Origin of the sequence: Halanaeroarchaeum sp. HSR-CO (assembly GCF_024972755.1) — an archaeon.
Taxonomy (GTDB): domain Archaea; phylum Halobacteriota; class Halobacteria; order Halobacteriales; family Halobacteriaceae; genus Halanaeroarchaeum.
On sequence record NZ_CP087724.1, the window covers coordinates 1581560 to 1607112 of the forward strand.

At 64.9% G+C, this 25553-nt stretch carries 26 protein-coding genes; 15 read left to right on the forward strand and 11 right to left on the reverse strand.

Features of this window, described 5'->3' with window-relative positions:
* The first annotated feature begins 84 nt into the window (after window positions 1-84).
* Window positions 85-390, forward strand: coding sequence for a hypothetical protein (locus HSRCO_RS08185; RefSeq protein ID WP_259517141.1), 306 nt, complete (start codon window positions 85-87; stop codon window positions 388-390).
* Here HSRCO_RS08185 and HSRCO_RS08190 read toward each other — a convergent pair whose 3' ends face one another.
* The 3 genes from HSRCO_RS08190 to HSRCO_RS08200 form a co-directional block, all read right to left on the reverse strand.
* Window positions 391-2691 carry a hypothetical protein gene (locus HSRCO_RS08190; RefSeq protein ID WP_259517142.1) on the reverse strand — a complete coding sequence of 767 codons (2301 nt, stop codon included), beginning with the start codon at window positions 2689-2691 and terminating at the stop codon, window positions 391-393. It lies immediately after the preceding gene.
* Between the two features lie 108 nt (window positions 2692-2799).
* Entirely contained in the window at window positions 2800-3078 is a 279-nt protein-coding gene (locus HSRCO_RS08195; protein WP_259517143.1) for a UPF0058 family protein, read from the reverse strand.
* Window positions 3079-3324: 246 nt separating this feature from the next.
* Entirely contained in the window at window positions 3325-3534 is a 210-nt protein-coding gene (locus HSRCO_RS08200; RefSeq protein WP_259517144.1) for a cell surface protein, read from the reverse strand.
* A 167-nt stretch (window positions 3535-3701) separates the two neighbouring features.
* On the opposite strand from HSRCO_RS08200, the gene HSRCO_RS08205 reads away from it, so the two are divergent.
* The 9 genes from HSRCO_RS08205 to HSRCO_RS08245 all read left to right on the forward strand — a co-directional run bounded on the left by HSRCO_RS08205 (window position 3702) and on the right by HSRCO_RS08245 (window position 13062).
* Window positions 3702-4298 carry a molybdopterin-dependent oxidoreductase gene (locus HSRCO_RS08205; protein ID WP_259519786.1) on the forward strand — a complete coding sequence of 199 codons (597 nt, stop codon included), beginning with the start codon at window positions 3702-3704 and terminating at the stop codon, window positions 4296-4298.
* A gap of 32 nt (window positions 4299-4330) precedes the next feature.
* Window positions 4331-5698, forward strand: a complete 1368-nt coding sequence (locus tag HSRCO_RS08210; RefSeq protein WP_259517145.1) for an isochorismate synthase MenF — start codon at window positions 4331-4333, stop codon at window positions 5696-5698.
* A complete protein-coding gene (menD, locus tag HSRCO_RS08215) occupies window positions 5695-7452 on the forward strand; it encodes a 2-succinyl-5-enolpyruvyl-6-hydroxy-3-cyclohexene-1-carboxylic-acid synthase (protein WP_259517146.1) in 1758 nt (585 codons plus the stop codon). The genes HSRCO_RS08210 and menD overlap by 4 nt, the downstream gene beginning before the upstream one ends.
* A gap of 49 nt (window positions 7453-7501) precedes the next feature.
* A complete protein-coding gene (locus HSRCO_RS08220; RefSeq protein ID WP_259517147.1) occupies window positions 7502-8398 on the forward strand; it encodes a 1,4-dihydroxy-2-naphthoyl-CoA synthase in 897 nt (298 codons plus the stop codon).
* Complete coding sequence (locus HSRCO_RS08225; RefSeq protein WP_259517148.1) at window positions 8398-9327, forward strand: 1,4-dihydroxy-2-naphthoate polyprenyltransferase; 930 nt, start codon at window positions 8398-8400, stop codon at window positions 9325-9327. Before HSRCO_RS08220 ends, HSRCO_RS08225 begins: the two co-directional genes overlap by 1 nt.
* Window positions 9324-10358 (forward strand): mandelate racemase/muconate lactonizing enzyme family protein, encoded by a 1035-nt coding sequence (locus tag HSRCO_RS08230; protein WP_259517150.1) that lies wholly within the window; start codon window positions 9324-9326, stop codon window positions 10356-10358. The genes HSRCO_RS08225 and HSRCO_RS08230 overlap by 4 nt, the downstream gene beginning before the upstream one ends.
* Entirely contained in the window at window positions 10351-11844 is a 1494-nt protein-coding gene (gene menE / locus HSRCO_RS08235) for an o-succinylbenzoate--CoA ligase (RefSeq protein WP_259517151.1), read from the forward strand. Before HSRCO_RS08230 ends, menE begins: the two co-directional genes overlap by 8 nt.
* 25 nt (window positions 11845-11869) lie before the next feature.
* Window positions 11870-12628, forward strand: a complete 759-nt coding sequence (locus HSRCO_RS08240; RefSeq protein WP_259517153.1) for an NRDE family protein — start codon at window positions 11870-11872, stop codon at window positions 12626-12628.
* A gap of 77 nt (window positions 12629-12705) precedes the next feature.
* Window positions 12706-13062: a MarR family transcriptional regulator gene (locus tag HSRCO_RS08245; RefSeq protein ID WP_259517155.1), complete on the forward strand. Its 357-nt coding sequence runs from the start codon at window positions 12706-12708 to the stop codon at window positions 13060-13062.
* Here HSRCO_RS08245 and gatA read toward each other — a convergent pair.
* Both gatA and gatC read right to left on the reverse strand, forming a co-directional pair.
* Entirely contained in the window at window positions 13059-14327 is a 1269-nt protein-coding gene (gatA, locus tag HSRCO_RS08250; protein ID WP_259517157.1) for an Asp-tRNA(Asn)/Glu-tRNA(Gln) amidotransferase subunit GatA, read from the reverse strand. The genes HSRCO_RS08245 and gatA overlap by 4 nt on opposite strands.
* A complete protein-coding gene (gene gatC, locus HSRCO_RS08255) occupies window positions 14324-14602 on the reverse strand; it encodes an Asp-tRNA(Asn)/Glu-tRNA(Gln) amidotransferase subunit GatC (RefSeq protein ID WP_259517158.1) in 279 nt (92 codons plus the stop codon). Before gatC ends, gatA begins: the two co-directional genes overlap by 4 nt.
* Before the next feature lie 174 nt (window positions 14603-14776).
* Between gatC and HSRCO_RS08260 the strand changes: the two genes are divergently transcribed.
* Complete coding sequence (locus HSRCO_RS08260) at window positions 14777-15796, forward strand: transcription initiation factor IIB family protein (RefSeq protein WP_259517159.1); 1020 nt, start codon at window positions 14777-14779, stop codon at window positions 15794-15796.
* An 11-nt stretch (window positions 15797-15807) separates the two neighbouring features.
* Here the strand turns inward: HSRCO_RS08260 and HSRCO_RS08265 are convergent, their stop codons facing one another.
* The 3 genes from HSRCO_RS08265 to HSRCO_RS08275 are packed head-to-tail and all read right to left on the reverse strand — an operon-like array spanning window position 15808 to window position 18411.
* Window positions 15808-16578, reverse strand: coding sequence for an SDR family oxidoreductase (locus HSRCO_RS08265; RefSeq protein WP_259517160.1), 771 nt, complete (start codon window positions 16576-16578; stop codon window positions 15808-15810).
* A gap of 46 nt (window positions 16579-16624) precedes the next feature.
* On the reverse strand, window positions 16625-17728 hold the full coding sequence (locus tag HSRCO_RS08270; protein ID WP_396266389.1) for an asparagine synthase C-terminal domain-containing protein: 1104 nt from the start codon (window positions 17726-17728) through the stop codon (window positions 16625-16627).
* Window positions 17725-18411: a PHP domain-containing protein gene (locus tag HSRCO_RS08275; protein WP_259517161.1), complete on the reverse strand. Its 687-nt coding sequence runs from the start codon at window positions 18409-18411 to the stop codon at window positions 17725-17727. Before HSRCO_RS08275 ends, HSRCO_RS08270 begins: the two co-directional genes overlap by 4 nt.
* Window positions 18412-18516: 105 nt before the next feature.
* Between HSRCO_RS08275 and purL the strand changes: the two genes are divergently transcribed.
* On the forward strand, window positions 18517-20631 hold the full coding sequence (purL, locus tag HSRCO_RS08280; protein ID WP_259517162.1) for a phosphoribosylformylglycinamidine synthase subunit PurL: 2115 nt from the start codon (window positions 18517-18519) through the stop codon (window positions 20629-20631).
* Between the two features lie 41 nt (window positions 20632-20672).
* Complete coding sequence (locus HSRCO_RS08285) at window positions 20673-21875, forward strand: hypothetical protein (protein WP_259517163.1); 1203 nt, start codon at window positions 20673-20675, stop codon at window positions 21873-21875.
* Here the strand turns inward: HSRCO_RS08285 and HSRCO_RS08290 are convergent.
* Window positions 21872-22015 carry a hypothetical protein gene (locus tag HSRCO_RS08290; RefSeq protein ID WP_259517165.1) on the reverse strand — a complete coding sequence of 48 codons (144 nt, stop codon included), beginning with the start codon at window positions 22013-22015 and terminating at the stop codon, window positions 21872-21874. The genes HSRCO_RS08285 and HSRCO_RS08290 overlap by 4 nt on opposite strands.
* Before the next feature lie 44 nt (window positions 22016-22059).
* Entirely contained in the window at window positions 22060-22506 is a 447-nt protein-coding gene (locus HSRCO_RS08295) for a universal stress protein (RefSeq protein WP_259517166.1), read from the reverse strand.
* A gap of 193 nt (window positions 22507-22699) precedes the next feature.
* Between HSRCO_RS08295 and hisF the strand changes: the two genes are divergently transcribed.
* Window positions 22700-23512 carry an imidazole glycerol phosphate synthase subunit HisF gene (gene hisF, locus HSRCO_RS08300; RefSeq protein ID WP_259517167.1) on the forward strand — a complete coding sequence of 271 codons (813 nt, stop codon included), beginning with the start codon at window positions 22700-22702 and terminating at the stop codon, window positions 23510-23512.
* A gap of 18 nt (window positions 23513-23530) precedes the next feature.
* Here the strand turns inward: hisF and HSRCO_RS08305 are convergent, their stop codons facing one another.
* Complete coding sequence (locus HSRCO_RS08305; protein WP_259517168.1) at window positions 23531-23815, reverse strand: DNA-directed RNA polymerase subunit L; 285 nt, start codon at window positions 23813-23815, stop codon at window positions 23531-23533.
* A 104-nt stretch (window positions 23816-23919) separates the two neighbouring features.
* On the opposite strand from HSRCO_RS08305, the gene HSRCO_RS08310 reads away from it, so the two are divergent.
* Window positions 23920-25551 carry a rhomboid family intramembrane serine protease gene (locus tag HSRCO_RS08310; RefSeq protein WP_259517169.1) on the forward strand — a complete coding sequence of 544 codons (1632 nt, stop codon included), beginning with the start codon at window positions 23920-23922 and terminating at the stop codon, window positions 25549-25551.
* Window positions 25552-25553: the final 2 nt, after the last annotated feature.

Consider the following 25553-nt stretch of genomic DNA (forward strand, 5'->3'; position numbering starts at 1 on the left):
CTCGAAGAACCATCATATCTGTATCTCTCGTCCCGTCTGCCGAGGACAACCTTTAAAGCGTGGAATGACAAGTTAACAAATGCCATGATAGATAGGCTTGAGAAGGAAGTGGATATGTTGGAGCGACATCTGCAGGTCCTAAAGATGGTCATCGAGAACGAACCCATCGGGATCGTCAAGATGTCCAACGAGACGGGCTACCCCCATCACAAGGTCCGCTACTCCCTCCGCGTCCTCGAAGAAGAAAATCTCATCGAGCCCTCCAGCCAGGGAGCGATCACCACCGACAGAACCTCCGAGTTCGTCGACGACCTCGGTGGTAAGATCAACGAGATCATCGACAAACTCGACGAGATGAAGATCGATTCGGTACCGACCGAAGCCGAGTGATTACAGTTCGGGAACGGTCAGGTGGAACGCGTCTCGGCGGTCCTCGACCAGACAGAGATGATACCCGTTCTTTCTCGACACCTTCACGTAGCTCTGTCTGTCACTCCGACTGAAGAACCCGCCCGCACTGGCGGCGGCCTGGGCGCGTTCGAGGGCCCCTGGTTCGAAGTAACTCGCCGTCACGTAGAACGCACCGGCGAGTGATTCGACGGTCTCACCCAGGTCCGTCGCTCCCGTGACCAGACGGTCCATCGAATCCTCCGGGACCGGATCGCGCGAATCGTTCATATCGGCGACGACGAGTGGTTCGCCCATCCGGTCGCGAATGACGACGTCGAACGCGTGCGTCGCGGTCTCACCGGACTCCGATTCGACGTCCACGGTTCCACCGAACTCGACGCGGTCGAACGCCGGAACGGCGTCGTAGACGTCTTGCAGACCGGAGGTGGCCCCCGAATCCACCAGTTCGTAGGGTAGTTCCCTGACCAGCCAATCGACGAACCGGTATCGACTCGAATCGTGGAGGAACCGCTGGAAGGGCGTCCCCTCGACGGTCGTTTCTTCCGCGTCGAACTGCGTGTGATGGTCGAGTCGGAGGTTCTCGTTCACCGCCTCGGGGTCGACGGACGAATCCGCCAGCGAATCGAGGGTCGCCTTGCCTTTGGAATCGTATCTGATGAAGAGATTCGTTCCAGCCAGTGCATCTTCCGGGGTGATATCGGTGTCACTTGGCACAGTTGCCGCCGAACCCCCCTGCTCGGCAGACTCGAGTTTCGACTCGAGGGTCTCGAGACGATTTTGGAGTTCGGCGCGTTCTTCGCGAAGTTCGGCGACCGACGCGTCGAGTTCCTCCCGTTCCGACTCCGCCGCTGATAGCTCGGATTCCAGCGTCTCGATACGACGGTCACGCTTCTCGACGGCAGCTTCGAGTTGCTCGAGTTGGGCCGGATTCGCTTCGTTCGATGGCGTCGACTCGGCGGCGGTTGCGGATGAATCCGGTGCGCGGGTCTGTGTCGAGTCGGCACCTTTCGTCCTGGACCGCCCGCTCTCTTTAGCGCGAGTCGTCGACGACCCCGTCTTTGCCGCTCGACGACCACCCGTCTCCCCGCCGGGCGGTTGGGCTGTGGCGCTCTCTTCGGGGTCGAGGGCCGGAATCGATTTCGTCTTCCGCCATTGCGCCTCCTCTCGGAAGAGGTTCTGGTTCGTTTCTTCCTCGCGCTCCGATCGATCCTTTGCGGCCCACTCCCGCACTGCGCGTTCGTGGTCCGTCATCGGTTCGGAGTCCGCCGATTCGACACCGTCCACCTGCGATTCCTGTACTCCTGGCGCCGACGGTTCGGAATCGGCAGTCGTGGATTCGATCTGCTCGGTCCCTGACGACCGCTCCTCCGTCCGTGTGGTCTCCGCAGAGGGCTCGTCTGAGTCCACGGAATCGATGTCTGCGGTCGGTTGTTCTGCGGTCGCCGTCTCAGCGTCCGCGGTCGATTCATGGGAAGTCGGCGGTCCGGCCGGATCCTCGTCTGACTCCGCCGCCTCTGCAGCGGCGTCGTCGGCTGGTTCCGCTTCCTCGACTGTCACCGGGCTCCCCGACGAGTCTGCCTGTTCGGGCTGTGTGGGTGCGTGGTCCGCTTTCTCGGTATCGTCGTCCGCAGTTCTGTGCTCGTCTTCCGGTTCGTCAGACGGCGTGGACGCGGTGGCAGTGCCAGCACGTCCGACCTCGGCGACGCCGCTCCCGGTCGAGGAGGACTCGTCCGTGTCCGGGAGGGGTGGGAGTTCGGTGATAGTCATCGAAACCTTCCGCACCTCGAAGACCCCGACTTCGTCGTTCGCCATCTCGAACGCCTCGTCTCCGACCTCAAGACGTTCGTTCTGCCCGATGAACGCGGTGCTCATCGACTTCCCTCCGTAATAGGTGACGTAGTAATCCCCGCTCAAAACGTTCTCGGAGAGTTCGAGATAGCCGGTGAAGTTCGCGTCACGTAGCGTCGCGTCTGCAGATTCGATCGACGTGTCGTTGGTGAAGTACTTCGCCTGTGTCTTCCCGCCGCGCTCCTGCATGGTGAACAGGAGCGGCAATGACGGATCCGGTGCCGTGTAGACGGTCCCATTCGTCTCTCGAAGGTCCTCGATATCGCCCTGGAAGACGCCGATGACCCGACCGTTCAAGAAGAACGCCCAGGTGTCGTCGCCGATGACCGTTCCGGAGAAGTCGTCGTCCGCGAGTTCGTGGAGCTCGCGAACCCCCCCAGAGAACGGTCGAGCGTCCCAGGACTCGACCTGCTCGACCGTGCGTGATTGCATACGCGACCGAACGTCAGTTGGCCGTAAAAGACTTTCCGGGTGCTGTCTGACAGGCGACCGTCGAGCGGCGTCTCGGCATCGCGACGTTGTCTGATCTCGAGGTGGACCTTACAGCTTCTGTGACGCGTCGTCGGCGAGTTCCGACATGCGCTTGCTGATGCGACCCGCACTCGAGAACTCGTCTTCGCTCATCGCCGCCGCGATGGCGTTGCCGAGCACGAAGACGGCGTGTTTGTGTTCGCTCTTCGATTTGTGGACGTGACTCGGGTCGACATCGAGCTGTTCGTACGAATCGAAATCCGACGCCGAGATGTGGTCGAACTCGAGGAACTGGTCTTTGATTGAAACCATCTCCTCGTGCAGGTCGAGGAGTTCGTCCTTGTGCATGTTGGGTATTCGTAGGGAACATCGAGGTTTAAGTGTTGTCCGCCAGTACCTCGCACGCAACAGCCCTGCACCGCTGTAGAACTGTGTAGTGCCGACCTGGCCACGCGATAGCTGCCTCGAATTGGGCCAGAAATGCAGCCGCGACTGGGACACGTCACCGTGACGGCCTGCATCGCGATCCGGAGAAGGGGCGGTGTGACGGACCGCGAGTGAAGGGGATCGGGTCACATACGGCGGACGAACGCCTCAGAAGACGTATTCGTCGTCGTGTCCCATCATCCCCTCGTCCTCGAGGGAACCGTCCTCGTCGACGGGGCCACTCGTCTTGTAGGCACGGATGCCGGCCGACAGCAACTGTTCGACGGCCTCCTCCTGGCTGACGAACTCTCCTTGTTCGACGAACTGGGCAATCTGCATCTCGATGTGGTCGGGGATGTTGACTTCCACCGTGGGCATTTAACGGTCGGGGGTTGGCCCCCTCCCGTCTTAAGCCTGACGGGGTGAAATATCGACTTCGAGAACCACAGTCGACCTGTGGGGAGAATTTGTTCGTTCGAGAACAGCGGATGATTAACGCACGTGAGAATCGGCAGTCGGAAGTGACTCGCGACGTACCCGTGAACATGACCGTTCGGGACGTAACGGACCTCTACACGGAGTTCGGCGACGAACGGCTGCCGCCGGGACAACGGCGCACCGACGATTTCCTCATCTTCTCCATGGATGGGACGCCGTCGGTCGACGAGCGGTCCTGGCAGTTCGAGGTGTGGGGTGCCGTCGACGACGAACTGACACTCTCCCTAAAGGAATTCAAGGCGCTCCCCAGCGAGTCCCAGCGCCAGGATTTTCACTGCGTCACCGGCTGGAGCAAACTCGACTGTGTCTTCACCGGCATCCCCTTCACCGAGCTCGCGAACAGCGTCGGTGTCCACGACGATGCGGTCCACGTCCTGTTCCACGCACGAGACGGGTACACGACGGATCTCCCGCTTGCGGACTGCCTTCGGGACGAGGTGCTGTTCGCCTGGAACGAGGACGGCGAGCCACTGGAACCGGCCCACGGCGGGCCGCTTCGAGTCGTCACCCCACACAAGTACGCCTACAAGGGTGCGAAGTGGATCACCGGGGTCGAATTTCTAACCGAACCCCGTCGTGGGTACTGGGAGAAGCGGGGCTACTCGGTGACCGCCGACCCCTGGGCCGAAGACCGATACAGTTAGCGTAAAGGCGCCGCTCCCCTTCCGGTGAACTAATGGCATCGCGCGACGGGCAGGAAACGACGCAGACGGCGGCTCGACTCGTCAGTCGGTCGGTGTCCATCCCGCCGACGCCGCTCCGTGACGTCCTTCGAATGGACCGACCGATACACGCAGCCTGGACCGCCCCGGGTGAACGGACCCTGGTCGCCAGCGGCGCAGCGACGACGGTCGCGACGGACGGGTCGGACCGATTCGCGACGATACGAGACCGAGGAGCGAATGCGTTCGACACACTCGACACGACAGACGTCGCACGGGAGGCCCGGCCGCGGTTCATCGGTGGATTCGCCTTCCACGATAGACACGACCGGGTCACACCCTGGCAGGAGTTCCCCGGCGCGTGGTTCGTCCTCCCGAAGGTCCAGGTCGTCCTTGGAGACGACGGTGGGTGGATCACGGTGACGGCGGATGCGAGCGATCGGACGACGACGGAGTTGGATACGCTAGCTGACTCCATTCGCGATGGTGTCCTCACGGCAGGACCGGTCGGGACTGCACCCGGGGTCGAATCCACCACGAGAGCCACGACCTACGACCAGTGGACCGACCAGCTCGACGGCGCCCTGGCACGGATCGAGAACGGCGAAATCGAGAAGGTGACGCTGGCACAGACGCTCCGTGCCGAACTCGGCGCTCCGTTCGCACTCGCAGGAACGCTCGAACGCCTCGGCGAGACCTATCCCGACTGCTTTCGCTTCTCGTTCAGGCCGGACGCCGACGAGTATCCCACCACGCCACCTGGCGAGGAACCGGCCGCTGCACCCACGTTCTTCGGCGCGTCTCCAGAGCGTCTCGTGACGAAACAAGGGGAGTCACTCCTCACGGGCGCACTCGCGAGTACCGTGGGCCGCGGGGAGACGCCGGCAGAAGACGACAGACTGACCGCGACACTCGAGTCCGACGAGAAGTTCGAGCGCGAACACGAGGTGGTCGTCCAGAGTATCCACGATCAGTTGGCGCCGGTCGCCCGAAACGTCCGTCCCGGCGAGCGGTCGGTTCGGAAACTCGACTCGGTCCAGCACCTCTACACGCCGGTCGAAGCCACGCCGATAGCCGAGCACGTCCTCGACCTCGTCGAGGCACTCCACCCGACCCCGGCGGTCGGCGGCCTTCCACCGTCGGTGGCTCTGGAGACGATCCGTCGTACCGAGGCGTTCGATCGCGGCTGGTACGCTGCTCCCGTCGGGTGGTTCGACGAGTCGGGCGATGGGACGTTCGCGGTCGGCATCCGGTCTGCGGTCGCCGCGGCGACGACGGCGACGCTGTTCGCCGGAAACGGTATCGTGGCCGACTCGAACCCACACGCGGAGTGGGACGAAGTACAACTGAAATACGAACCCATCCTGGACGCCTTGCGATGACGGCGCCGAATCGGAACACGCTGTGGGCACGGGCAATCGTCGACGAACTCGCGAAGGGCGGTGTCGACGCGGTCGTGGTCGCACCGGGCAGCCGGTCGACACCCCTGACCGTGGCGGCCGCCAGAGACGACCGAATCACGGTCTACAACCACCCCGACGAGCGATCAGCGGCCTACTTCGCGCTCGGTCGGGCCAAGCGCACCGGCGACCCGACGCCATTGATCTGTACGTCCGGGACGGCCGCGGCGAACTTCCATCCCGCCGTGGTGGAGGGCGACCAATCTCGGACACCGATGATCCTGCTGACTGCAGACCGACCGCCGGAGCTCCGTGACTCCGGCGCCAATCAGACCATCGACCAGGTGGGGTTGTACGGGTCGGCAGTCAGAGACCAGACCGACCTCCCAGAACCCGAACCCGACGATAGAAAACTTCGCTCGTTGCGGACCACAATGAGTCGCGCACTCGCGACCTCGAAGGGGGCGCCTGCCGGTCCCGTCCACCTGAACGTTCCGTTCCGAAAGCCCCTCGAACCGGTCGCGGTTCCAGGAGACGTTCCAGACTCGTTTGCCAAAGAGCATCGACTCGCTGCCCGAGGCCGCGACGGCCCGTTCATCGCTCCCACCGTGGGTCGTCCCACCGTGACGGACGATGAACTGTCCGACCTCGAAGCGGCGATCGAGGGTGCCGACCGGGGTCTCATCGTCGCCGGTCCGGACGACACGCGCGGTGTGTCGGCGACGGCGATCGCCGATCTCGCTGCGGCGAGCGGATTCCCCGTGTTCGCCGACCCGCTCTCCGGGGTCAGATACGGTCCCCATCGACACCGGGCAACGATTCTGGGCTCGTACGATGGATTTCTGGACCAGTCCGCGTACGCGAACTGGTCGCTGCCCGACGTCGTCTTTCGATTCGGAGCCTCGCCGACCTCGAAGCCGCTTCGCTCCTTCCTCGCAGACACGGGGGGCCGTCAGTTCGTCGTGGACCCTGCGGCAGGGTGGCGAGAGGCGACGTTCACGGCGTCGGATCTCGTCGTCGCCGATCCGAACCGCCTGGCCACCCAGTTGGCCGAGAGCGTCTCCAGGCCCGCGGCCCGTGAGTGGCACGAGTCGCTCCTCGCGGCCGCAGAACGGCACTGGGAGGCCGTCGAGGAGCGGGCCGATGATGCGCTGGAAGGTCGGTATCTCCAGCAGGTGGTCGCCGACGCCCCCGACCCCGCCACGCTCGTCGTCGGGAACAGTATGCCAGTCCGCGACCTCGACCGGTTCGGCCGTCCACGGGACGCGGACCTCACCGTCGTCGGCAATCGAGGAGCGAGCGGTATCGACGGGACGACGAGTACGGCGCTGGGGGCGGGCAGTGCGACCGAGGACCCACTCGTGTACGTGACGGGCGATCTGAGCTATTTCCACGACATGAACGGCCTGCTCGCACTCGACAGATTCGACTGCTCCGCGACCATCGTCGTGATCGACAACGACGGCGGCGGCATCTTCCACATGCTGCCCATCGAGGACCACGACCCACCGTTCACCGACCAATTCAAGACGCCCCACGGGATCGACCTCTCGGCGACCGAGGACCTCTACGGCCTGACCTTCGACGCGGTCGAGGACCTGGCGTCGTTCGCGTCGAGCTACCGCGAATCGCTCGATTCGCCGGGGACCGACGTCATCGCCGTGCGTACCGATGCCGAACGGAGTCACCGCCAGCGGGAGGCCATCAAGCGGGACGTCGTTCGGTCCCTCGCCTGACCGGGCCCGAAAGGAACATATTTGGGGCCGCCGGAACCCATGTTCAGCAATGGTTTCTGCACTCTTCGACCCGGAACGCTGGGAGACTGTCGACGCGTTCGATTTCCGGGATCTCACCTACCACCGGGCGACGGACGTCGGAGCCGTCCGGATCGCCTTCGACCGCCCGGCGGTCCGCAACGCCTTTCGTCCGGGGACCGTGGACGAACTCTACACCGCCCTCGACCACGCCAAACGCCAGACGGACGTCGGCGCCGTCATCCTGACCGGGAACGGGCCGTCGTCCAAGGACGGCGGCTGGGCCTTCTGCTCGGGAGGCGACCAGACCGTCAGGGGCGATTCCGGCTACGAATACGGTGACGGCGAAGACGGAGGGGCTGACCCGGGCAAGACCGGCCGCCTTCACATCCTCGAGGTCCAGCGACTCATCCGTCACATCCCGAAACCGGTCATCGCAGCGGTGCCCGGATGGGCGGTTGGCGGCGGACACAGCCTCCACGTCGTGACCGATCTCACCGTCGCGAGCGAGGAGCACGCGAAGTTCCTCCAGACCGACCCCGACGTCGCGAGTTTCGACGCTGGCTTCGGGTCGGCCTACCTCGCGAAACAGATCGGCCAGAAGAAGGCTCGTGAGGTGTTCTTCCTCGGGAAAACCTACGACGCCGAGGAGGCAGCGGACATGGGAATGGTCAACGAGGCCGTCCCGCACGAACAAGTAGAGGACGTCGCCCTCGACTGGGCCGCGGAGATCACGTCGAAGAGCCCGACGGCCATCCGCATGCTCAAGTACGGCTTCAACCTGACCGACGACGGGATGGTCGGCCAGCAGGTGTTCGCTGGCGAGGCGACTCGCCTCGCGTACATGACCGACGAGGCGAAGGAGGGACGCGAGGCGTTCGTCGAGAAGCGGGACCCGGAATTCGACGAGTTCCCCTGGCACTACTGATGACCGACGTTCAGCACCGCACGAAGGCCTGGCTCATGGCAGCCCGGCCACAGACGCTCCCCGCGGCCGCATCCCCGGTGATCGTCGGGACGGCAATGGCGTACAGCGCGGAGGTCTTCGCGCTTCTTCCCGCCCTCGCGGCGCTGGTCGGTGCCGAGTTGCTCCAGATCGCGACCAACTTCGCGAACGACTATTTCGATGCGGTGAAGGGCGCCGACACTGACGACAGGCAGGGATTCACCCGCGTGACGCAATCGGGATTGATCCCACCGGAACAGGTGAAGGTGGCCACCGCAGCGACGTTCGGACTCGCCTTCCTCGTGGGCATCTACCTGGTCGTCGTCGGCGGGCTTCCGATCGTCGTCATCGGGCTCGCGAGCATCCTCGCCGGCATCACCTACACCGGCGGCCCGTACCCCTTCGGGTACCACGGTCTCGGAGACCTGTTCGTGTTCGTCTTCTTCGGACTGATCGCCGTCACCGGCACCTACTACGTACAGGCCGCGTCCTTCGTCGCCGGCGCGTTCCCGCTCTGGATGCCCCCTGGGACCATCACCGTCGACGTCCTCGTCGCCAGCCTCCCGATGGCCGCGCTCTCGACGGCCATCCTCGTCGTCAACAACGTCCGCGACCTGGAGACCGACCGAGCGACGGGGAAGATCACGCTCGCCGTCCGACTCGGCTACCGCGGGAGTCGACTCGAGTTCCTCTGGCTGCTGGCACTGGCGTACCTCGTCCCCGGGTTCTTCGTCCTCGCGGGGTATGGGGTCACGTCGCTCCTTCCACTGCTGAGCCTCCCGTTCGCCGCCAGGGTCTGGCGGACGGTCAGCACCGAGACGTCGGGTGAGGCGCTGAACCCGGCACTCGAGGACACGGGGAAACTGCTCGCCATCTACGCCGTGCTCTTCGCCATCGGGGTCGTGATATGAAGACGTCACTCACCCCGTTCGAACTGTCGCTCTCGACGCCACTCCGGACGAGTGCCGGGCGGATCGACGGCCGACGGGGGTGGGTCCTCCGTGCCGGCTCGGACCCGATGGGTTTCGGTGAAGCGACCCCGCTGGCTGGGTTCACCGAGGACCGATCGTCCTGTGAAAGGGCGCTCCACCGGGCCATCGACCACGTCGAGGACGGCGACATTCCAGCAGCCTACGAATCCGTCACCGGCACTCCGGCTGCCCGTAACGCACTCTCGACGGCCCTGCTCGACCGTGACGCTCGGCACGCCGGCCGGCCGCTCTACCGCGAATTGGGTGCCGAACGTGCCGTCGAGAGACTCCCCGTTCAGGCGACCATCGGCGATGGCGACCCGACGGCCACAGCAGAGACGGCCCGGACAGCCGTCGACGAGGGGTTCCAGACGCTCAAGATCAAGGTCGGTGCTGGGAGTCTCGACCGAGACGTCAGCCGGCTGGAATCGGTCAGGATGACAGTCGGGACGACCGTCACCATCCGCGTCGACGCGAACGGAAGCTGGGGCCGCGCGACGGCCACGGACGCCATCGACCGCTTCCGCGAGTACGACGTCGCGCTCGTCGAGCAACCGTTGCCACCGGCCGACCTCGTCGGCCATCGGAATCTGCGGGGCCGACTCCCGATCGCACTCGACGAATCACTCCTCGAGGCCTCCCCCGAGTCGATCTTCGAGACTGCGGCCGCAGACGCGCTCGTCCTCAAGCCGATGGCGCTCGGGGGACCGGACGTCGCCCGCGCGATCGCGGTGCGAGCCCTCGAGAACGACATCGACGTGATCGTCTCGAACACCATCGACGGCACGATAGGGAGAACGGCCGCCGTCCATCTGGCCGCGAGTCTCCCGGAACGAACCGCCTCGGGGCTGGCCACTGCGTCGATGCTCGAAACCGATCTGGCCCCTGACCCGGCGCCCGTGAGTGCTGGCCGGATAGCCGTCCCGCAAGCACCCGGTATCGGCATCACCGAGGTGACCATCGATGCGTGACTGGCTCACGATCCGGCGTGAGGCGACCCCTCGTGACCTCGCACTCGTCGATGCCGAGACCGCCGAGCGCTGGACGTACGCAGCACTGGATGCTGACGTGGATGTCCTGGCCGGGCGACTGCAGACGCTGGGCGTGGGTCCTGGCGATATGGTCGGCGTGGTCATGGAGACACGGCCCACATTCGTCAGGCTTCTGTGGGCGGTCCAGCGACTCGGAGCGACGCTGGTCACGTTCAACGCCCGGTTGACGCCAGCCGAAATCGCCGACCAGCGGGCAACGATCGAACCGGTGCTTTTCGTCACCGACCGAGAGAACGAACGCACCGTGGTCACTGCGGCCGAGCGAGACGCGTCGATGTCCTCGCGTCGAACGCCCGTCGTCAGCGTCAACGAGCCAACGGTCGTATCGACGCAGTCCCTCGAGGACACGACGAGTGGGACGGTCGCCCGACGAGCGGTGTCGCTCGAAGACACGGTCGCCATCCTGTTCACCTCCGGAACCACCGGCGAGCCCAAGCCAGTGCGAATTACGGCACAGAACGTCCTGGCCAGTGCAATTGCCTCGGCGTTCCGTCTCGGTGTCGTTCCGGACGACCGCTGGCTCCTCTGTCTTCCGATGTACCACATGGGTGGGCTCTCGATACCGATTCGGACGATGGTCTACGGGACGACGACGGTAGTGCGCCGAGGGTTCGATCCTGGGGCGGTCATCCGGACGCTCGAGGACCACTCCATCACCGGCGTCTCGCTCGTGCCGACGATGCTCAGGCGGTTGCTGGACGAGGACGACCTGCCCGATTCGCTGAGGTTTGCGCTCGTCGGTGGCGGGCCGACGACCGTCGAACTGGCGGAGCGAGCCCTCGAACGTGGCGTACCGATCCACCCGACGTACGGAATGACGGAGACGGCCTCCCAGATAACGACGGCGACCCCGTCGGACCTCGAAGCCGCCCCCGATAGCGTCGGTCGACCACTCGTCGGCACCGACCTCGCCATCCTCGACCCCGACGGTGAACCGACGGCCATCGGCGAGCAGGGAGAAATAGCCGTCGCAGGGTGGACGGTCTCGCCAGGCTACTGGGGAGAGGACCCCCGGCCCGCGGACGACTGGTTCCGAACCGGCGACGTGGGCTATCGGGACGAGGCCGGTCGACTCTACGTCACTGGCCGGGCGAGCGAACTGATAGTGACTGGTGGCGAGAACGTCGTTCCGGGCGAGGTTCGCGAGACGATTCTGGCTCATCGGGCGGTCGAGGACGCGGTCGTGGTCGGGTTGCCAGACGAGGAGTGGGGCGAACGGGTCGCGGCGCTCGTCGTGACGACGTCGACGCTTACCGGGACCGACCTACGTTCGTTCCTCGAAGCACGCCTCGCTGGGTTCAAACTGCCCCGTGACATCCGATTCGTCGATTCGCTGCCGCGGACGCCGTCGGGGACGGTCGACCGGGAAGCGGCCCGATCCGTTCTCCGGGACGCGGACGCTTAAGGCGTGGCGGTGGGAATCAAGTCCCGTGTGCACCATCCTCTTCGCCCTGGAGCAGTTCGAGGATGTACCGCTGGCCGTCGCGGCGAACCGTGACGAATCGCCGGACCGACCCGCGAGTCCTCCACGAGTGGTGGCGGGCGGCCCGAGAATCCTCATGCCACTCGACGAACGAGCCGGCGGGACCTGGATGGGCGTCAACGAACACGGTCTGTTCGCCATCGTTGCCAATCGATGGACGAACGACGAACTGGCGGGGGAGCGGTCACGGGGGCTGCTCGTACGGGATGTCCTCGGCGCGGAATCCGTCGACGAGGCGGCCACCACGGTCCGGGAGAAGACCGCCGAGGCCGAGTACGATGGGTTCGCTTTGCTCGTCGCATCGGGCGATGACGCGACGGTCTTCGGGTGGGACGGCGTCCTCAGAGAGGAGTCGATGGAGCCGGGGGTTCACGTCCTCGTCAACACCGGGATGGACGGTTCGTACAGCATTCCGGAAGAGCGCCAGACCGTCGGTCAGCGACAGGCCGATGCAGCAGATTCCCTTCGCGACGCCCTGGAACCCAGGTCCGGCGAGACTGGCGAGGAGTGGGTACACCGGGCCGGCGCGGCGCTTGGCGATCACGAATACGGGGCGTGCGTCCACCACGACCGGTATCAGACCGTGTCGTCGTCGCTCGTCGAACTGGGTGCCGACGGGCACGTCGACTGGTGGTATGCGGACGGTCAACCGTGTCGGACCGAGTTCAGACGGGTGGACGTTCCAGGGTTTCGCCGAAGGAAGTGAAGAAGTGGGAGCGCGAGACATCGAGAACCGATGTCTGGACGGTCAGATTTAAACTGACCGCGCACGCTGTTGGTGATATGAGCGCCGAAGTCATCGAGGAACTCTCCGAAGACGAACGTCGCGGACTGGAGCTAGTGCGCGAGGCCGGGTCGATGTATCAGTCGGAATTCTGGAAGGCCCTCGATGTCTCGTCGCGCAAGGGGAGCCGTATCGCCACCTCGCTCGAAGAGGCGGGCCTCGTCGAACGCGAAAAGGCGGTCTACGAGGGGAACACCACCTACGAACTCAAACCGGTCATCCGCGACCGGGACCTCGATTATATGCTACTGATGGCCGGCGAGATGCTCTCACCGTTCGTCGGAGAAGAGGAGATGGATCCACAATCCGACGCCTTCTCCCAGTGGATCATGAACCTCGTCTACGAGGAGCACTAGGCCAGCGCGCTACCGAGGCGGACGATCGTCTCCTCGCCGAACGCCGGACCGATGAACTGGACGCCGACGGGGAGACCGTCGGATTTGCCGGCGGGAACCGAGATGGCGGGCAGGTTCGCCAGGTTCACCGGCACCGTGTTCACGTCGATGAGGTACATCTTGAGCGGGTCGTCGAGGCTCTCCCCGAGTTTCGGTGGGAGGACCGGCATCGTCGGGGTCACGAGCGCGTCGACGTCCGCCAGCGCATCGTCGAAGTCCTGTTTGATCCAGGCTCTGGCGTCCTGAGCCTGCTTGTAGTACTTGTCGTGATAGCCGGCCGAGAGTGCGTACGTTCCGAGCAGTATCCGGCGTTTCACCTCGTCGCCGAACGCCTCGGACCGTGACTGCGAGAACGCCTCGTTCCAGTTCCCCTCGAATCCACCGGAATGCCCGTACCGAACCCCATCGAAACGAGCAAGATTCGAGGACGCTTCGGACATCGCGATGACGTAGTACGCGGCGACGGCGTACTCGACCGACGGGAGGCTCACCTCGGTCGTCTCGACGCCCCGGTCGCGGAGGTCGTCGAGTGCTGCCTCGAACCGGTTCTCGACGGCGTCCTCGAGACCGTCGGTCAGTTGTTTGGGGATACCGACGCGCATCCCGTCGACAGCCCCGTCGGCAGCCGCTGCGAAATCGGTATCCTCGCCCGCCTCGCGCGTCGTCGCGTCGCGTTCGTCGGGCCCGGCGATGACGTCGAGCAGTGCCGCCGCGGCCTCGACGGTCGGGGCGATGGGACCGATCTGTTCGAGGCTGTTCGCGTAGGCGACGAGGCCGTACCGAGAGACGAGGCCGTAGGTCGGTTTGATACCGACCGTTCCGGTGAACGCGGCTGGACAGCGAATGGAGCCACCGGTGTCGGTGCCGAGCGCGAGGTCCGCCTCACCGGCAGCCACCGCCGCGGCGCTCCCGCCGGAGGAACCACCGGGCACCCGTTCCTCGTCGACCGGGTTCGTCGTCGGACCGAAGGCCGACGTCTCGGTGGTCGTCCCCATTCCGAACTCGTCCATGTTGGCCTTCCCGACGATGGTCGCCCCCGCATCCTTCAGCCGCTCGACGACCGTCGCGTCGTACGGCGGCACGTAGTCGGCGAGCATGTCGGACCCGCAGGTCGTCCTGACGCCCTCGGTGGAGATGTTGTCCTTGACGGCGATGGTCGTTCCATCGAGGGGGCCGCCGTCCTCGCCTTCGATCCGCTCCTCGGTGATGAACGCGTTGACGCTCATGAGACGCGTGGTCCCTTGAAGCGCCCGTCCTCGGTCTCTTCGGCGTTCTCGAGTGCCGCCTCCTGTGAGAGTGACTCCCGGATCTCGTCGTCGCGCATCACATTCACCAGGTCCGGTTCGGCCTCGACCGCGGGAACCTCGTCCAGGGCATCGAAATATGCCAGGATGTCCTGGAACTGCGAGGTGAACGTGGCGACCTCGTCGTCGTCCAGGTCCACTCGCGCGAGGCTCGCCACGTGACGGACCTCCTCGGCGTCTACGGGCGAATCGCTCATGTCCGCCGGAAAGCGCGTATCGTCGGTAAGCGTTTCGATGCACCGATTCGCCGACCCGTACTGGGAGACGTCTCGAGAACGGTCCCGATACCGCGCCCATACTTATCAGTCTCCGGAACCGATTATCAGGTGGTTCACCAGCGAGTGCTCGAGGCGGCCACCATAAACGCCAAAATGACCGATCAGGACGAGGGGAATGATCGCACGCGGGTCCGAGAGCGAGCGACTGCCGAAACGGACGAGGAGGAACGGACAGAGCGGGAACGTGACGAGCGCGAACAGATTTGCCCGGAGTGTGGCGGCCGTCTCGTAACCGACGAGGAGCGGGGCGAAGTCGTCTGTTCGGAGTGTGGACTCGTCGTCGAGGAGGACGAGATCGACCGGGGGCCGGAGTGGCGAGCCTTCGACGCCGCCGAACGCGACGAGAAATCCCGCGTCGGCGCACCGACGACCAAGATGATGCACGACGAGGGGCTCTCGACGACCATCGGCTGGCAAGACCGTGACGCCGCCGGTCGAATGCTCTCCTCGCGCCAGCGCCAGAAGATGCAGCGGCTGCGAACGTGGAACGAGCGCTTCCGAACGCGCGATTCGAAAGAACGCAACCTCAAACAGGCCCTCGGCGAGATCGACCGGATGGCATCGGCCCTCGGCCTCTCCCACAACGTCCGGGAGATGGCATCGGTCATCTACCGACGGGCGCTCGACGAAGACCTCCTCCCGGGCCGGTCTATCGAGGGTGTCGCGACCGCATCGCTGTACGCCGCCGCTCGGCAGACGGGAACGCCACGCAGTCTGGACGAAGTTGCGACGGTCGCCCGCGTCGATCGGGACGAGATCGCCAGGACCTATCGGTACGTCGCCCGCGAACTCTCACTCGAGGTAGAACCCGCCGATCCCGCCCAGTACGTCCCGCGATTCGCGTCTGCCCTTGGAGTCTCAGACGCCGTCGAACGGGAGGCGAAACGACTGCTGGCGACGGCCAGGGAGACGGGTCAGACCAGCGGGAAGAGTCCGGTCGGCCTGGCCGCAGCCGCCGTTTACGCGGGGGCTATCCTCGCGAACGAGCGGGTGACCCAGAGCGAAGTGAGCGAGGTGTCCAACGTCTCGGAGGTCACCATCCGGAACCGCTACCACGAACTGCTCGAGATACAGGCAGAGCGATCGGACGAGCAGTCGTCCAGGAGTGAGTGAGCCGATGGCGTTCAGGCGTAGGTCATCCCGCCGTCGATGACCAGACTTTCACCGTTCACGTACGAGGACAGGTCGCTGGCGAGGAAGAGGGCCCCGTCCGCGACGTCCGCAGGCTCACCCCACCGTCCGAGTGGGATACTCTGCTTGTACTGATCGCCGCCCTCCGTCCCGATGATCGGCACGTCCTCGGTGGTCATCTCCGTCTCGATGAGCCCCGGATGGATGGCGTTCACACGGATTCCTTCGGGCCCGAGTTCCGACGCCAGCGAGTACGAGAGGAGACGAACGGCCCCTTTCGACGCGCAGTAGGTCGTATACTGGGCCGACCCGGTCAGTCCCGCGACGCTGGACATATTGATGATCGAACCCTCGCGACCGTCTTCGAGCAGCTTCTTCGCGGCCGCCTGGGCGCCGAAGAACACGCCTTTGACGTTGACGTCCATCATCTGGTCGAACTCCGACTCTTCGACCGCGGTGAACTCCTTCCCGCGGAAGATGCCGGCGTTGTTCACCATCACGTCGACGCCGCCGAACTCGTCCGCCGCGTCGACGGCGGCCTGCAACTGCGCCGTGTTCGTCACGTCGCACTCGACGTACGTCGCCGAGACGCCCATCGACTCCGCCTCCTCGACGAGGGGCGTGCCACCCTCTCGTGGTTCGTTCTGGAGGTCGGCGACCACGAGATTCGCTCCCTCTTCGGCGTATCGGCGGCCGATCTGTCGACCGATACCGCTCGCGCCACCCGTTATCACTGCCGTCTTGCCATCGAGCATTCCAGACATACCGGGTAGCGATACGGCTGGAGCGGACCTAAAACAGTAGGTTGAGTTACAGGTTCTGAGAATGATCCCCGACGCGTGCGCGAACGTACTGGCTGACGTGATCGTCCATTCGCCGTTTGAATCCCGCCTGTCTGGCGAGGCGGTCGAGTTCTCGAGCGACGAGGCTTCCGTACTGCATCGCCTTCTTGTCCCGGTTTGCGACCGAACCGGGAAGATAATCGGTCGCAACCGCTCGAAGGGCTCGTTTTCGAACGCCGTCGTCGACGATGAGCGACGACGGCAGTGCGAGTGCCGCCTCGACGACCGCATCGTCGAGGAATGGAAAGATCGGTTCGATGCCCGTCGCACGGACAGCCAGGGTGTCCCGAGCGAGTCCCGGCGACATCGCGGCCAGCACTTCCCAGCGGGCGCCCCGTATCGTCGTGGCCGCGACCCGATGGTCGACGGCTTCGATCTTCGCGTACCCACCGAACAACTCGTCCGCTCCCTGTCCCAGGGCCAGGCGATCGAATCCATCGTCGGCGGCGGCCTCCCCGACGAAGGCGAGTGGGATCGCGATCTGGACGTCCATCGCGTTCGTCCCGTCGATGGAGCGGGCGACGCGTGGTACGACCGATTCGAGTTCGTCGAGGGAGAGCGCTCGCACCGTGAGATCCAGTCCGAGTTTCTCGGCGACGGCACGAGCCGTTTCGAGGTCGTGGCTCTCCGGGAAGCCGACCGTGTACAGTGGGGCCTCGAGGATGCTCGCGAGCAACGCGGAATCGACGCCACCCGAGAACGCTATCGCGAGTCCCTCGGTATCGACGCGCACGAGAGCGGATTCCAGTGCGGCTCGAAGTCCCGCCAGCGCCTCGTCCGGTGGGATCGGATCCGGATCGGGGAGGGTCCACTGGTCTGCGATACCGTCGTCATCGACGACCGAACCGGCAGCAACCAGGTGGGCATCTTCGAGCGACATCGGATCGAACGCCCAGTCGTCACCTGGCGACCAGGTCTCCGGCGGCCCCTCGGTGGAAAGTGGGACGCGGCCGAGGACGTCCCTGACGAGCGGCCCATCCGGTAGTTGACCGGCGAAACCACGACCACCTGGAAAGGGATTCGAGGAAGCGAGTGCCCGCAGGACGGTAGATGGCTCCGCCCCACGGATCATACGAACGCGTCGGCGATCCGGTTCTTGATGCGGCGTTTCACGCCGCCCGCCATCTGCCGGAAGCTGATCCGCCAGGGGGTCCGCTTGCCCTCGACGGTGGTCTGTCCGGTACGAATGGCCTCCAGAACAGATTCGACCGTCGTCTCCGGGGCGTCGACGAGAGTGACCGCCTGGCCCACCATCTCCGCGATGTGGGCGTCGCTGCCGGCCGTCATCGGCAGTCCATATTTCCTTGCGAACCGCTCTGCACGCCGGTTCGACCGACCCGTCAAGAGTCGCGAGTTGTAGACCTCGATGGCATCCGCGCTCCGGAGCACTTCGGTGGAGACGTTCGGTGCGACGCCACTTCGTGACTTCTGGAACGGATGGGGAACGATCGCGATACCCCCGCGGTCGTGAATGGCGTCGATGGTCTCCTCGAAGGGGAGTTCGGAGGGGACCTGTTCGTCGATTCCGATGGCGAGAACGTGACCGGCCTCGGAGGTCACCTCCATCCCGGCGATACCGAGGAGGCCGTATTCGGGCGCGAGTTCTGCAGCCTCCCGACTCGCTGCGAATTCGTCGTGGTCGGTGACGACGAGCGCGTCCAGCCCGACGGCCGCCGCTTGCTCTAACAACATCTCGACGGGGTCCCGACCGTCGTAGGACAACGCGGAGTGGGAGTGGAGCTCGACCGTCAGCACGGGTACCGGTTGGCGGGGGCCGACAAAAAGCCCCCCGATTGCGGCCCGCCCCACGAACGTGCACAACGAAACGAATAAATTCGTACCCTTTGACCAACAACATGGATGAGTCTTCCCGATTCGGATCGCGACCTCGTCGTCGACGCCCTCGAGCGTGAGCCCACCACCGCCGAGGCGGCGCTCTTCGAGAACCTCTGGAGCGAACACTGCGCGTACCGCTCCTCACGACCATTACTCTCAGGGTTCGACTCCGCGGGCGAACAGGTGATCGTCGGCCCCGGCGACGACGCCGCCATCGTCGCCATCGACGAGGACACGTACGTCGCCTTCGGCATCGAGAGTCACAACCACCCCTCCTACGTCGACCCCTACGACGGTGCGGCGACCGGCGTCGGTGGCATCGTCCGTGACATCCTCTCGATGGGCGCCTACCCCATCGCACTCACGGACTCGATCTATTTCGGTGATTTCGACCGGGAACACTCGCGGTACCTGCTGGAGGGTGTCGTCGAGGGTATCGGCGATTACGGCAACTCGATCGGCGTCCCGACCGTCCGTGGGAGCACGCAGTTTCACGAGAAATACGAGGGAAATCCGCTCGTCAACGTCTCCTGTGTGGGACTACTAGACGAAGACCGACTGGTTACCGCGGACGCGAAAGAACCGGGCAACAAACTCGTTCTCGTCGGCAACGCCACCGGGCGGGACGGTCTCGGCGGTGCCAGCTTCGCCAGCGAGGATCTAAGCGAGGACGCGGAGACCGAAGACCGGCCAGCCGTCCAGGTCGGCGACCCGTACACTGAGAAACTCCTCATCGAGGCCAACGAGGAACTCGTCACCGAGGGGCTGGTCGAAGCTGCACGGGACCTGGGGGCGGCGGGTCTCGGCGGTGCGACCTCCGAGATGGCCGCGAAAGGAGAGCTGGGCTGCGATATCGACCTGAATTCGGTTCACCTCCGGGAGACGGGGATGAACGCGACCGAGATACTCCTCGCGGAGTCTCAGGAGCGGATGGCCTACGAGGTCCGACCCGAGAACGTCGAGGCCGTCGAATCGGTCGCGGACCGCTTCGATCTCGGGTTCTCCGTCATCGGCGAGATGACCGACACCGGTCGGTACGTCTGTCACTTCGACGGGGAGACGGTCGTCGACGTCCCGGCGACCTTCGTCGCCGATGGAGCACCGATGAACGACCTGCCGTCGATCGAACCGACCCAGCCCGAGCGTGACCTGCCCGACGCCGACCTCGAGACCGCCTTCGAGACGGTCGTCTCGAGTCCCAACACGGCCAGCAAACGCTGGGTCTATCGCCAGTACGATCACGAGGTCGGCACACGCACGGCTCTGCTCCCGGGCGACGATGCCGCGATCATGGCGATCCGTGAGGCCGAAACGGGGCTGGCCATCTCCGCCGGCGCGAACCCAGGGTGGACGGAGACGGCTCCCTACGATGGCGCACGAGCAGTCGCCATCGAGAACGCGACCAACATCGCGGCCAAGGGAGCGACGCCCCTCGCCGCCGTCGACTGCCTCAACGGCGGCAACCCCGAGAAACCGGACGTGTACGGGGATTTCTCCGCCATGGTCGACGGGTTGGCTGACGGGTGTTCGACCCTGGATATCCCGGTCGTCGGTGGGAACGTCTCGCTGTACAACGACTCCGTCGAGGGCCCGATCCCGCCGACACCCACGCTCTCGATGATCGGCGTCAAGGACGGCTACGACGCACCGCCACTCTCGCTCTCGGGCGAGGCCGCGCTCCTCCTGGTCGGGGGGCACGTCGACCAGGTCGGTGGCTCAGAGTACCTCGCGCAGCTGGGCGGCACGGACGAGTTCCCCACGCTCCCGGAGGACCCGGGCGACGTCATCTCGACGCTCGCGAACGTCGCGAACGAATCGACGACACTCGCTATCCACGACGTGAGCGACGGTGGACTGGCCGTCACGGTCGCCGAGATGGTGACCGAAGATGCGGGTGCCGACGTCAGCGTGCCGGACCGATTGGCCCTCTTCGCCGAGGCACCCGGCCGTGCGGTCGTGGAGACGACCGACCCGGAGGCGGTGAAAGCGGCGTTCGACGTAATCGCACCCGTCGTCGACCTCGGCAGGTCGACGTCGGACGGTCGCCTCTCCATCGCGGTGGACGACGATGGCGACCTCGAATACGACGCGACCCGCATCGCGGCGTTCCGCTCGACCCTCGAATCGGCCCTCGACTGATCGGCCGGAAGGTTTTTTGCCGGTCTCGGGAAGGGACGTCCATGCGACGGGCGACCCTCGGCGTCTTGCTACTCGTGGTGCTGGCGGGGTGTTCGAGTGCCATCGCCCCGCCAGGAGGGAGTCCCGCCGACGGTCCGTCGAACGAGGCGAACGAGTCCCGGGAGGGCATAACGGTCACGAACGGGACCATTCCCTTCGACCACGAGGGACTGTTCGCCGAGGTGACGGCGATGCTGGCCGTCGACGCCGAACCACCCGAGACGATTCGGCTCGAACCCGACGAGAACATGGGTATCCAGCGTGAGCCGATGCCCACCTTCTTCCAGTTAGTCGGTATCGAACGGCCGGCCGGAACCGCACGGATCGCGACGGCGCTCGGGTACGTCGCCGACCCGAGCACCGTCCACCTCAACGAGAAACTGGTCGATGACGAGACGCAGCTCCGTCAGAGTCTCGTCCACGAGTACGTCCATATCGTGCAGGGACGCACTGGAACGTTCGAACGCCTCCGTACGGAGATACCGGCGTCGAACACCACCGACGCCACGATCGTCCGCCGGTCGGTACTCGAAGGGGGCGCAATGTTGGTCGAGACGCGCTACTGGGAACGACACGTCGACGACGGGAGGAGTCCAGCCGAGCGCATGGAGCGGTCCTACCGGGCGACCTCGGGTGCCCGACAGTGGGTGTTCGCCCCGTATCACTTCGGATACGTGTACGTCGACACGCGGACCGAGTCGCCGGCCGAGGTCCAGGAGCTGTACGCGTCTCCACCCCACACCTCCGAGGAGTTGCTCCACGGATTGCCCGGGGGCTCGGAGCCCCTCCCCCGACTGGACGTCGCGGTCGATGCCGAGGACTGGACCGTCGAAAGTACGGACCGGACCGGCGAACTCTTCGTTCGCGTCGCCCTCGATACGGAACTGTCGACCGCAGCGGCGAAAGACGCGGCCGCCGGCTGGGGCACAGACTCGCGTGTGGCGCTATCGAGCGATGACGGCCGCGCGTACGTGTGGGCGCTGCGGTGGGACGACCCGGCAAACGCGACCGAGTTCGAGGACGCGTTCGAGGTGTATCTGGACGCACGTGCGAGTCGTGTAGACGGTGTCTGGGTCGACGAGGGGGCCGCGTTCGATGCAACGCGCGTCGACGACGAGACTGTCGTCATCCTTCTCGGGAACGAGACGTTCGTCCGCGGAACGACGGTCGATGGGACGAACGGGGCGGTCGACGTGAGCGCCTAGAAGACGTAAGGAAGTGCGGCGACCATGAACAGCCCGATCGACAGGACCACGAATCCGACGATGACGTCGGTTCCGGTGTACTCTTGCATCGGTGCCGTCACCCGGGCGTCGACTGGTTCCTCGTGGGTTTCCTCGGACATACGTGTCGGTTACAGCCGCCGGTACTTTGTAGTATCGAAGCGACTCACTCGGACAGCGATGGCACCGATCGGACGACGTGGAGGTCGTAGGTGCCGTTCGCGACGCTCTGCGTGACCGTCGTGAGCGTGGCGAAGACGCGACCGGCGTTCTCCGTGCCGATGACGAGGACGTCGACGTCCGCTGTCTCTGCTGTAGTCCGTATGACGCGGCCGATCTTCCCGCGAGGCGCATATCTGTCGACCATTTTGAAAACGAACGTCGCATTCGTCGCGACCGAATCGACCGAACGCCGGAGGCCATCGAGTATCGAATCCCTTTCCCACGGGTCGTCGTCCCCGATCCATCCTCGTTCGCGGGCGTACTCAGTGTTTCCCTGGGGAAGAATGGTCACTGCGGTCACCGCACCGTCGACGCCGTCGGCGAGGGTCCCCGCCCGAGCGAGAGCCGTATCTGTAATCGGCGTGCCGTCGTAGGCCACGACGAAGTGCATAGCAGACCCGTCAGCGTCGATTGGCAAAGAACTACTGGCGTCCCCGGACAGCGAACGGACAGCCGTCGTTCCGCTCTACGCCTGCCGTTACCAGAAGCAGTTAGTGGCATCGTCGCTTGCAGGTAACTATGGACACCACCGCTGCCCTCACCCGCATGCGACCCACTGGACGGCCATCGTCGGGAGGGAGTCGATGACGCTCACGAAACGCGTCATCCCGTGTATCGACGTCGACATCGACGACAACGGTGATGCGGCCGTCTACACGGGCGTCCAGTTCGAGGACCTCAAATACACCGGCGACCCCGTCGAGATGGCCAAACGATACAACGAGGCCGGCGCCGACGAGTTCGTCTTCCTCGATATCACCGCGAGTGCCGAGGGGCGCGAGACCATGCTCGACGTCGTCGAACGAGTCGCCGACGAGGTATTCATCCCCCTGACCGTCGGTGGCGGAATTCGGACCGTAGCGGACATCAAGGAGACCCTCCGGGCGGGTGCCGACAAGGTCTCCATCAACACCGGTGCCATCGAGCGGCCGGAACTCATCACGGAGGGCGCGAAGGCATTCGGGAGTCAGTGTATCGTCGTCTCGGTCGACGCCCGTCGTCGAACCGACGACGAAGGCGAGAACTACGTAGACGTCGACGGTGAGCGTGTCTGGTTCGAGGCGACGGTGAAAGGTGGTCGAGAGGGGACTGGCATCGACGTTCTGGAGTGGGTCGAGGAGGCCGAGCGACGGGGAGCCGGTGAGATATTCGTCAACTCCATCGATCGCGACGGGACGAAAGACGGGTACGACCTGGCACTCATGGAGGCCGTCTCGGACCGCGTCTCGCTGCCGGTCATCGCCTCCTCAGGATGTGGGTCGCCGGAACACATGCGCGAGGTGTACGACGTCGGTGCTGATGCGGCACTTGCCGCGTCCATCTTCCACTTCGACGAATACTCGATCGAAGAGACGAAACGGTACCTCGACGAGAACGACGTCCCGGTCAGAAAGTAAGCCAGTCCCGCAACCTGATCAGACGGCCGCCTGGAACGCCTCGCGGAACGCATCCAGTTGCTCGGTCACGACGCCGGTCGCATCGGCCAGGGCGTCCAGCGGGTCCGTTCCCGCCTCAGTGGTGATCGTCAACACCGGTTCGGTCTGCCCGCCGGATTGCTCGGGGTTCATGTCGTAGGTCGCCGCGGCGACGCCCTCGGACTCCAGCAGTGCCCCCTTGAGGACGTTCATGAACGTGTGGTCCTCGCCAGCGATCTCGATGGTGAGTTCTTCGTCACTCTTTTCGATGACCCGCAGATCCATGTCGGCAGATTGTGGTGAGAGGCGTTTGAACGTTTCGAAGCGACCGAACGGTGCCGGGTCGCGAGCCACGCAAGTTTTTGTGCCTGCGAATGGGTCCAGTGGGTATGGACGCGCTGTCGGTCGGACTGCGGATCGGCGTACCGATAGCGCTGCTCGTCTCGCTAGCCATCGTTCGCACCCTCGATGGACCACGTGGTCGCTGGGGTCGAGAGGTACGCTCCAGGCTCTTGCTCGGCGTCCCCTGGGGGACGCTGACGACTATCGCGATCATTCTCGTCGTGTATCTCGGCCTCCAGCACGGCCTCCAGACCCCGCGGTCGCCACTCCACATCCCGTTCACCTCCTGGTCGTACTTCTACCCGCTGGGTATGCTGACCGCCCCGTTCGCTCATCAGGGCCTCGGCCACGTGACTGGGAATCTCCTCGGAACGATAGCCCTCGCGCCGCTCGCCGAATACGCCGTCTCACATTTCCCCACTCAGCGAGGCCGAACCGCCTTCGAAACCTGGCGAACGAATCCGTACGTCCGTGCCTTCGTCCTCTTTCCGGCCGGTGCCATCGGGGTCGGACTCCTGACGAGCATCTTCTCCTGGGGCCCCATCATCGGGTTCTCGGGCGTCGTCTTCGCCTTCGCGGGCTTCGCACTCGTCAGGTATCCACTCGCGACCGTCGTCGCGCTGGTGGCCAGGGACATGCTGGGAACGCTGTACTACGTCCTGCGCGACCCGGTGATCACCAGTTCGGCGAGTCCGTCGTTCGGTCCCCCGTGGTGGGCGGGAATCGCCATCCAGGGTCACTTCCTCGGATTCCTGCTCGGCGTGACCCTCGGCGCGATCGTCGTCTCGAGACGGTCGCGTTCCAATCCCCCGAGTGCATTGAAGCTCTGGACCGGCGGTCTCCTGGTCGGTTCGAACATGACCCTGTGGGCCGTGTGGTGGTATCGAGATGGCGGGTTCGTCCTCTACCGAGGGGCTGGAATACTCCTCGTGGTCACCCTCGCCATCGTGGTCACCTCTGCCGTCCAGTCGCGTGACGAACCACTTGTCGGCAGCGTGACGAGTCGGCAGCTCGCAATCGCATTGTTGGCACTGCCGCTACTCACGATGGCGTTCGTGGCCGTCCCGCTGAACGCGACGGTGATCGAGGACGGTGAGCCACCCGGACCAACCGTCGACGTAGACGGGTACTCGGTCGGCTACGCCGAAGACGTCCCCCATCAGCGGGTAGGTGCCATCGATATCTCGGCGCTCGGGGAGACGACTCGGTTCAACGTCAGTGGGGTCATCGTCACGAACGACGACCGGTCCATCTGGACCGAGGCGATACCCGCCGGTCGGTTATCGTTCGGTGGCCAACGGACGACGAAGGTCGGCGGCATCGGCTGGAGCCAATCGGTTACGGCTATCCGGCAAGGATGGTCGGTAACCGGGAACACCACCGTCTATCAGATTGCCCTCAGACCGGCGGGCGAGAACGCAACCTGGGTGTACACGTCCGAAGAGGCTCGAGCAGAGCCGATGATAGCCGGGTCGAACGTGACGATCCGTCCGGAAGGAGGAGTCTTCTTCGTCACCGTGACCTCGGGGAGCGAAGAAAGCGAGGAATTCCGGCTGCCAGCACGGAACGAATCGGTGTCCGTCGGCGAACTGACGATCACGAGGAATTCGAACGATTACGTGTTCGCCGAAGCGGAGGGGACGAGAGTCCGAGTCGCGACGAAAGAAACCTACCAGTGAGA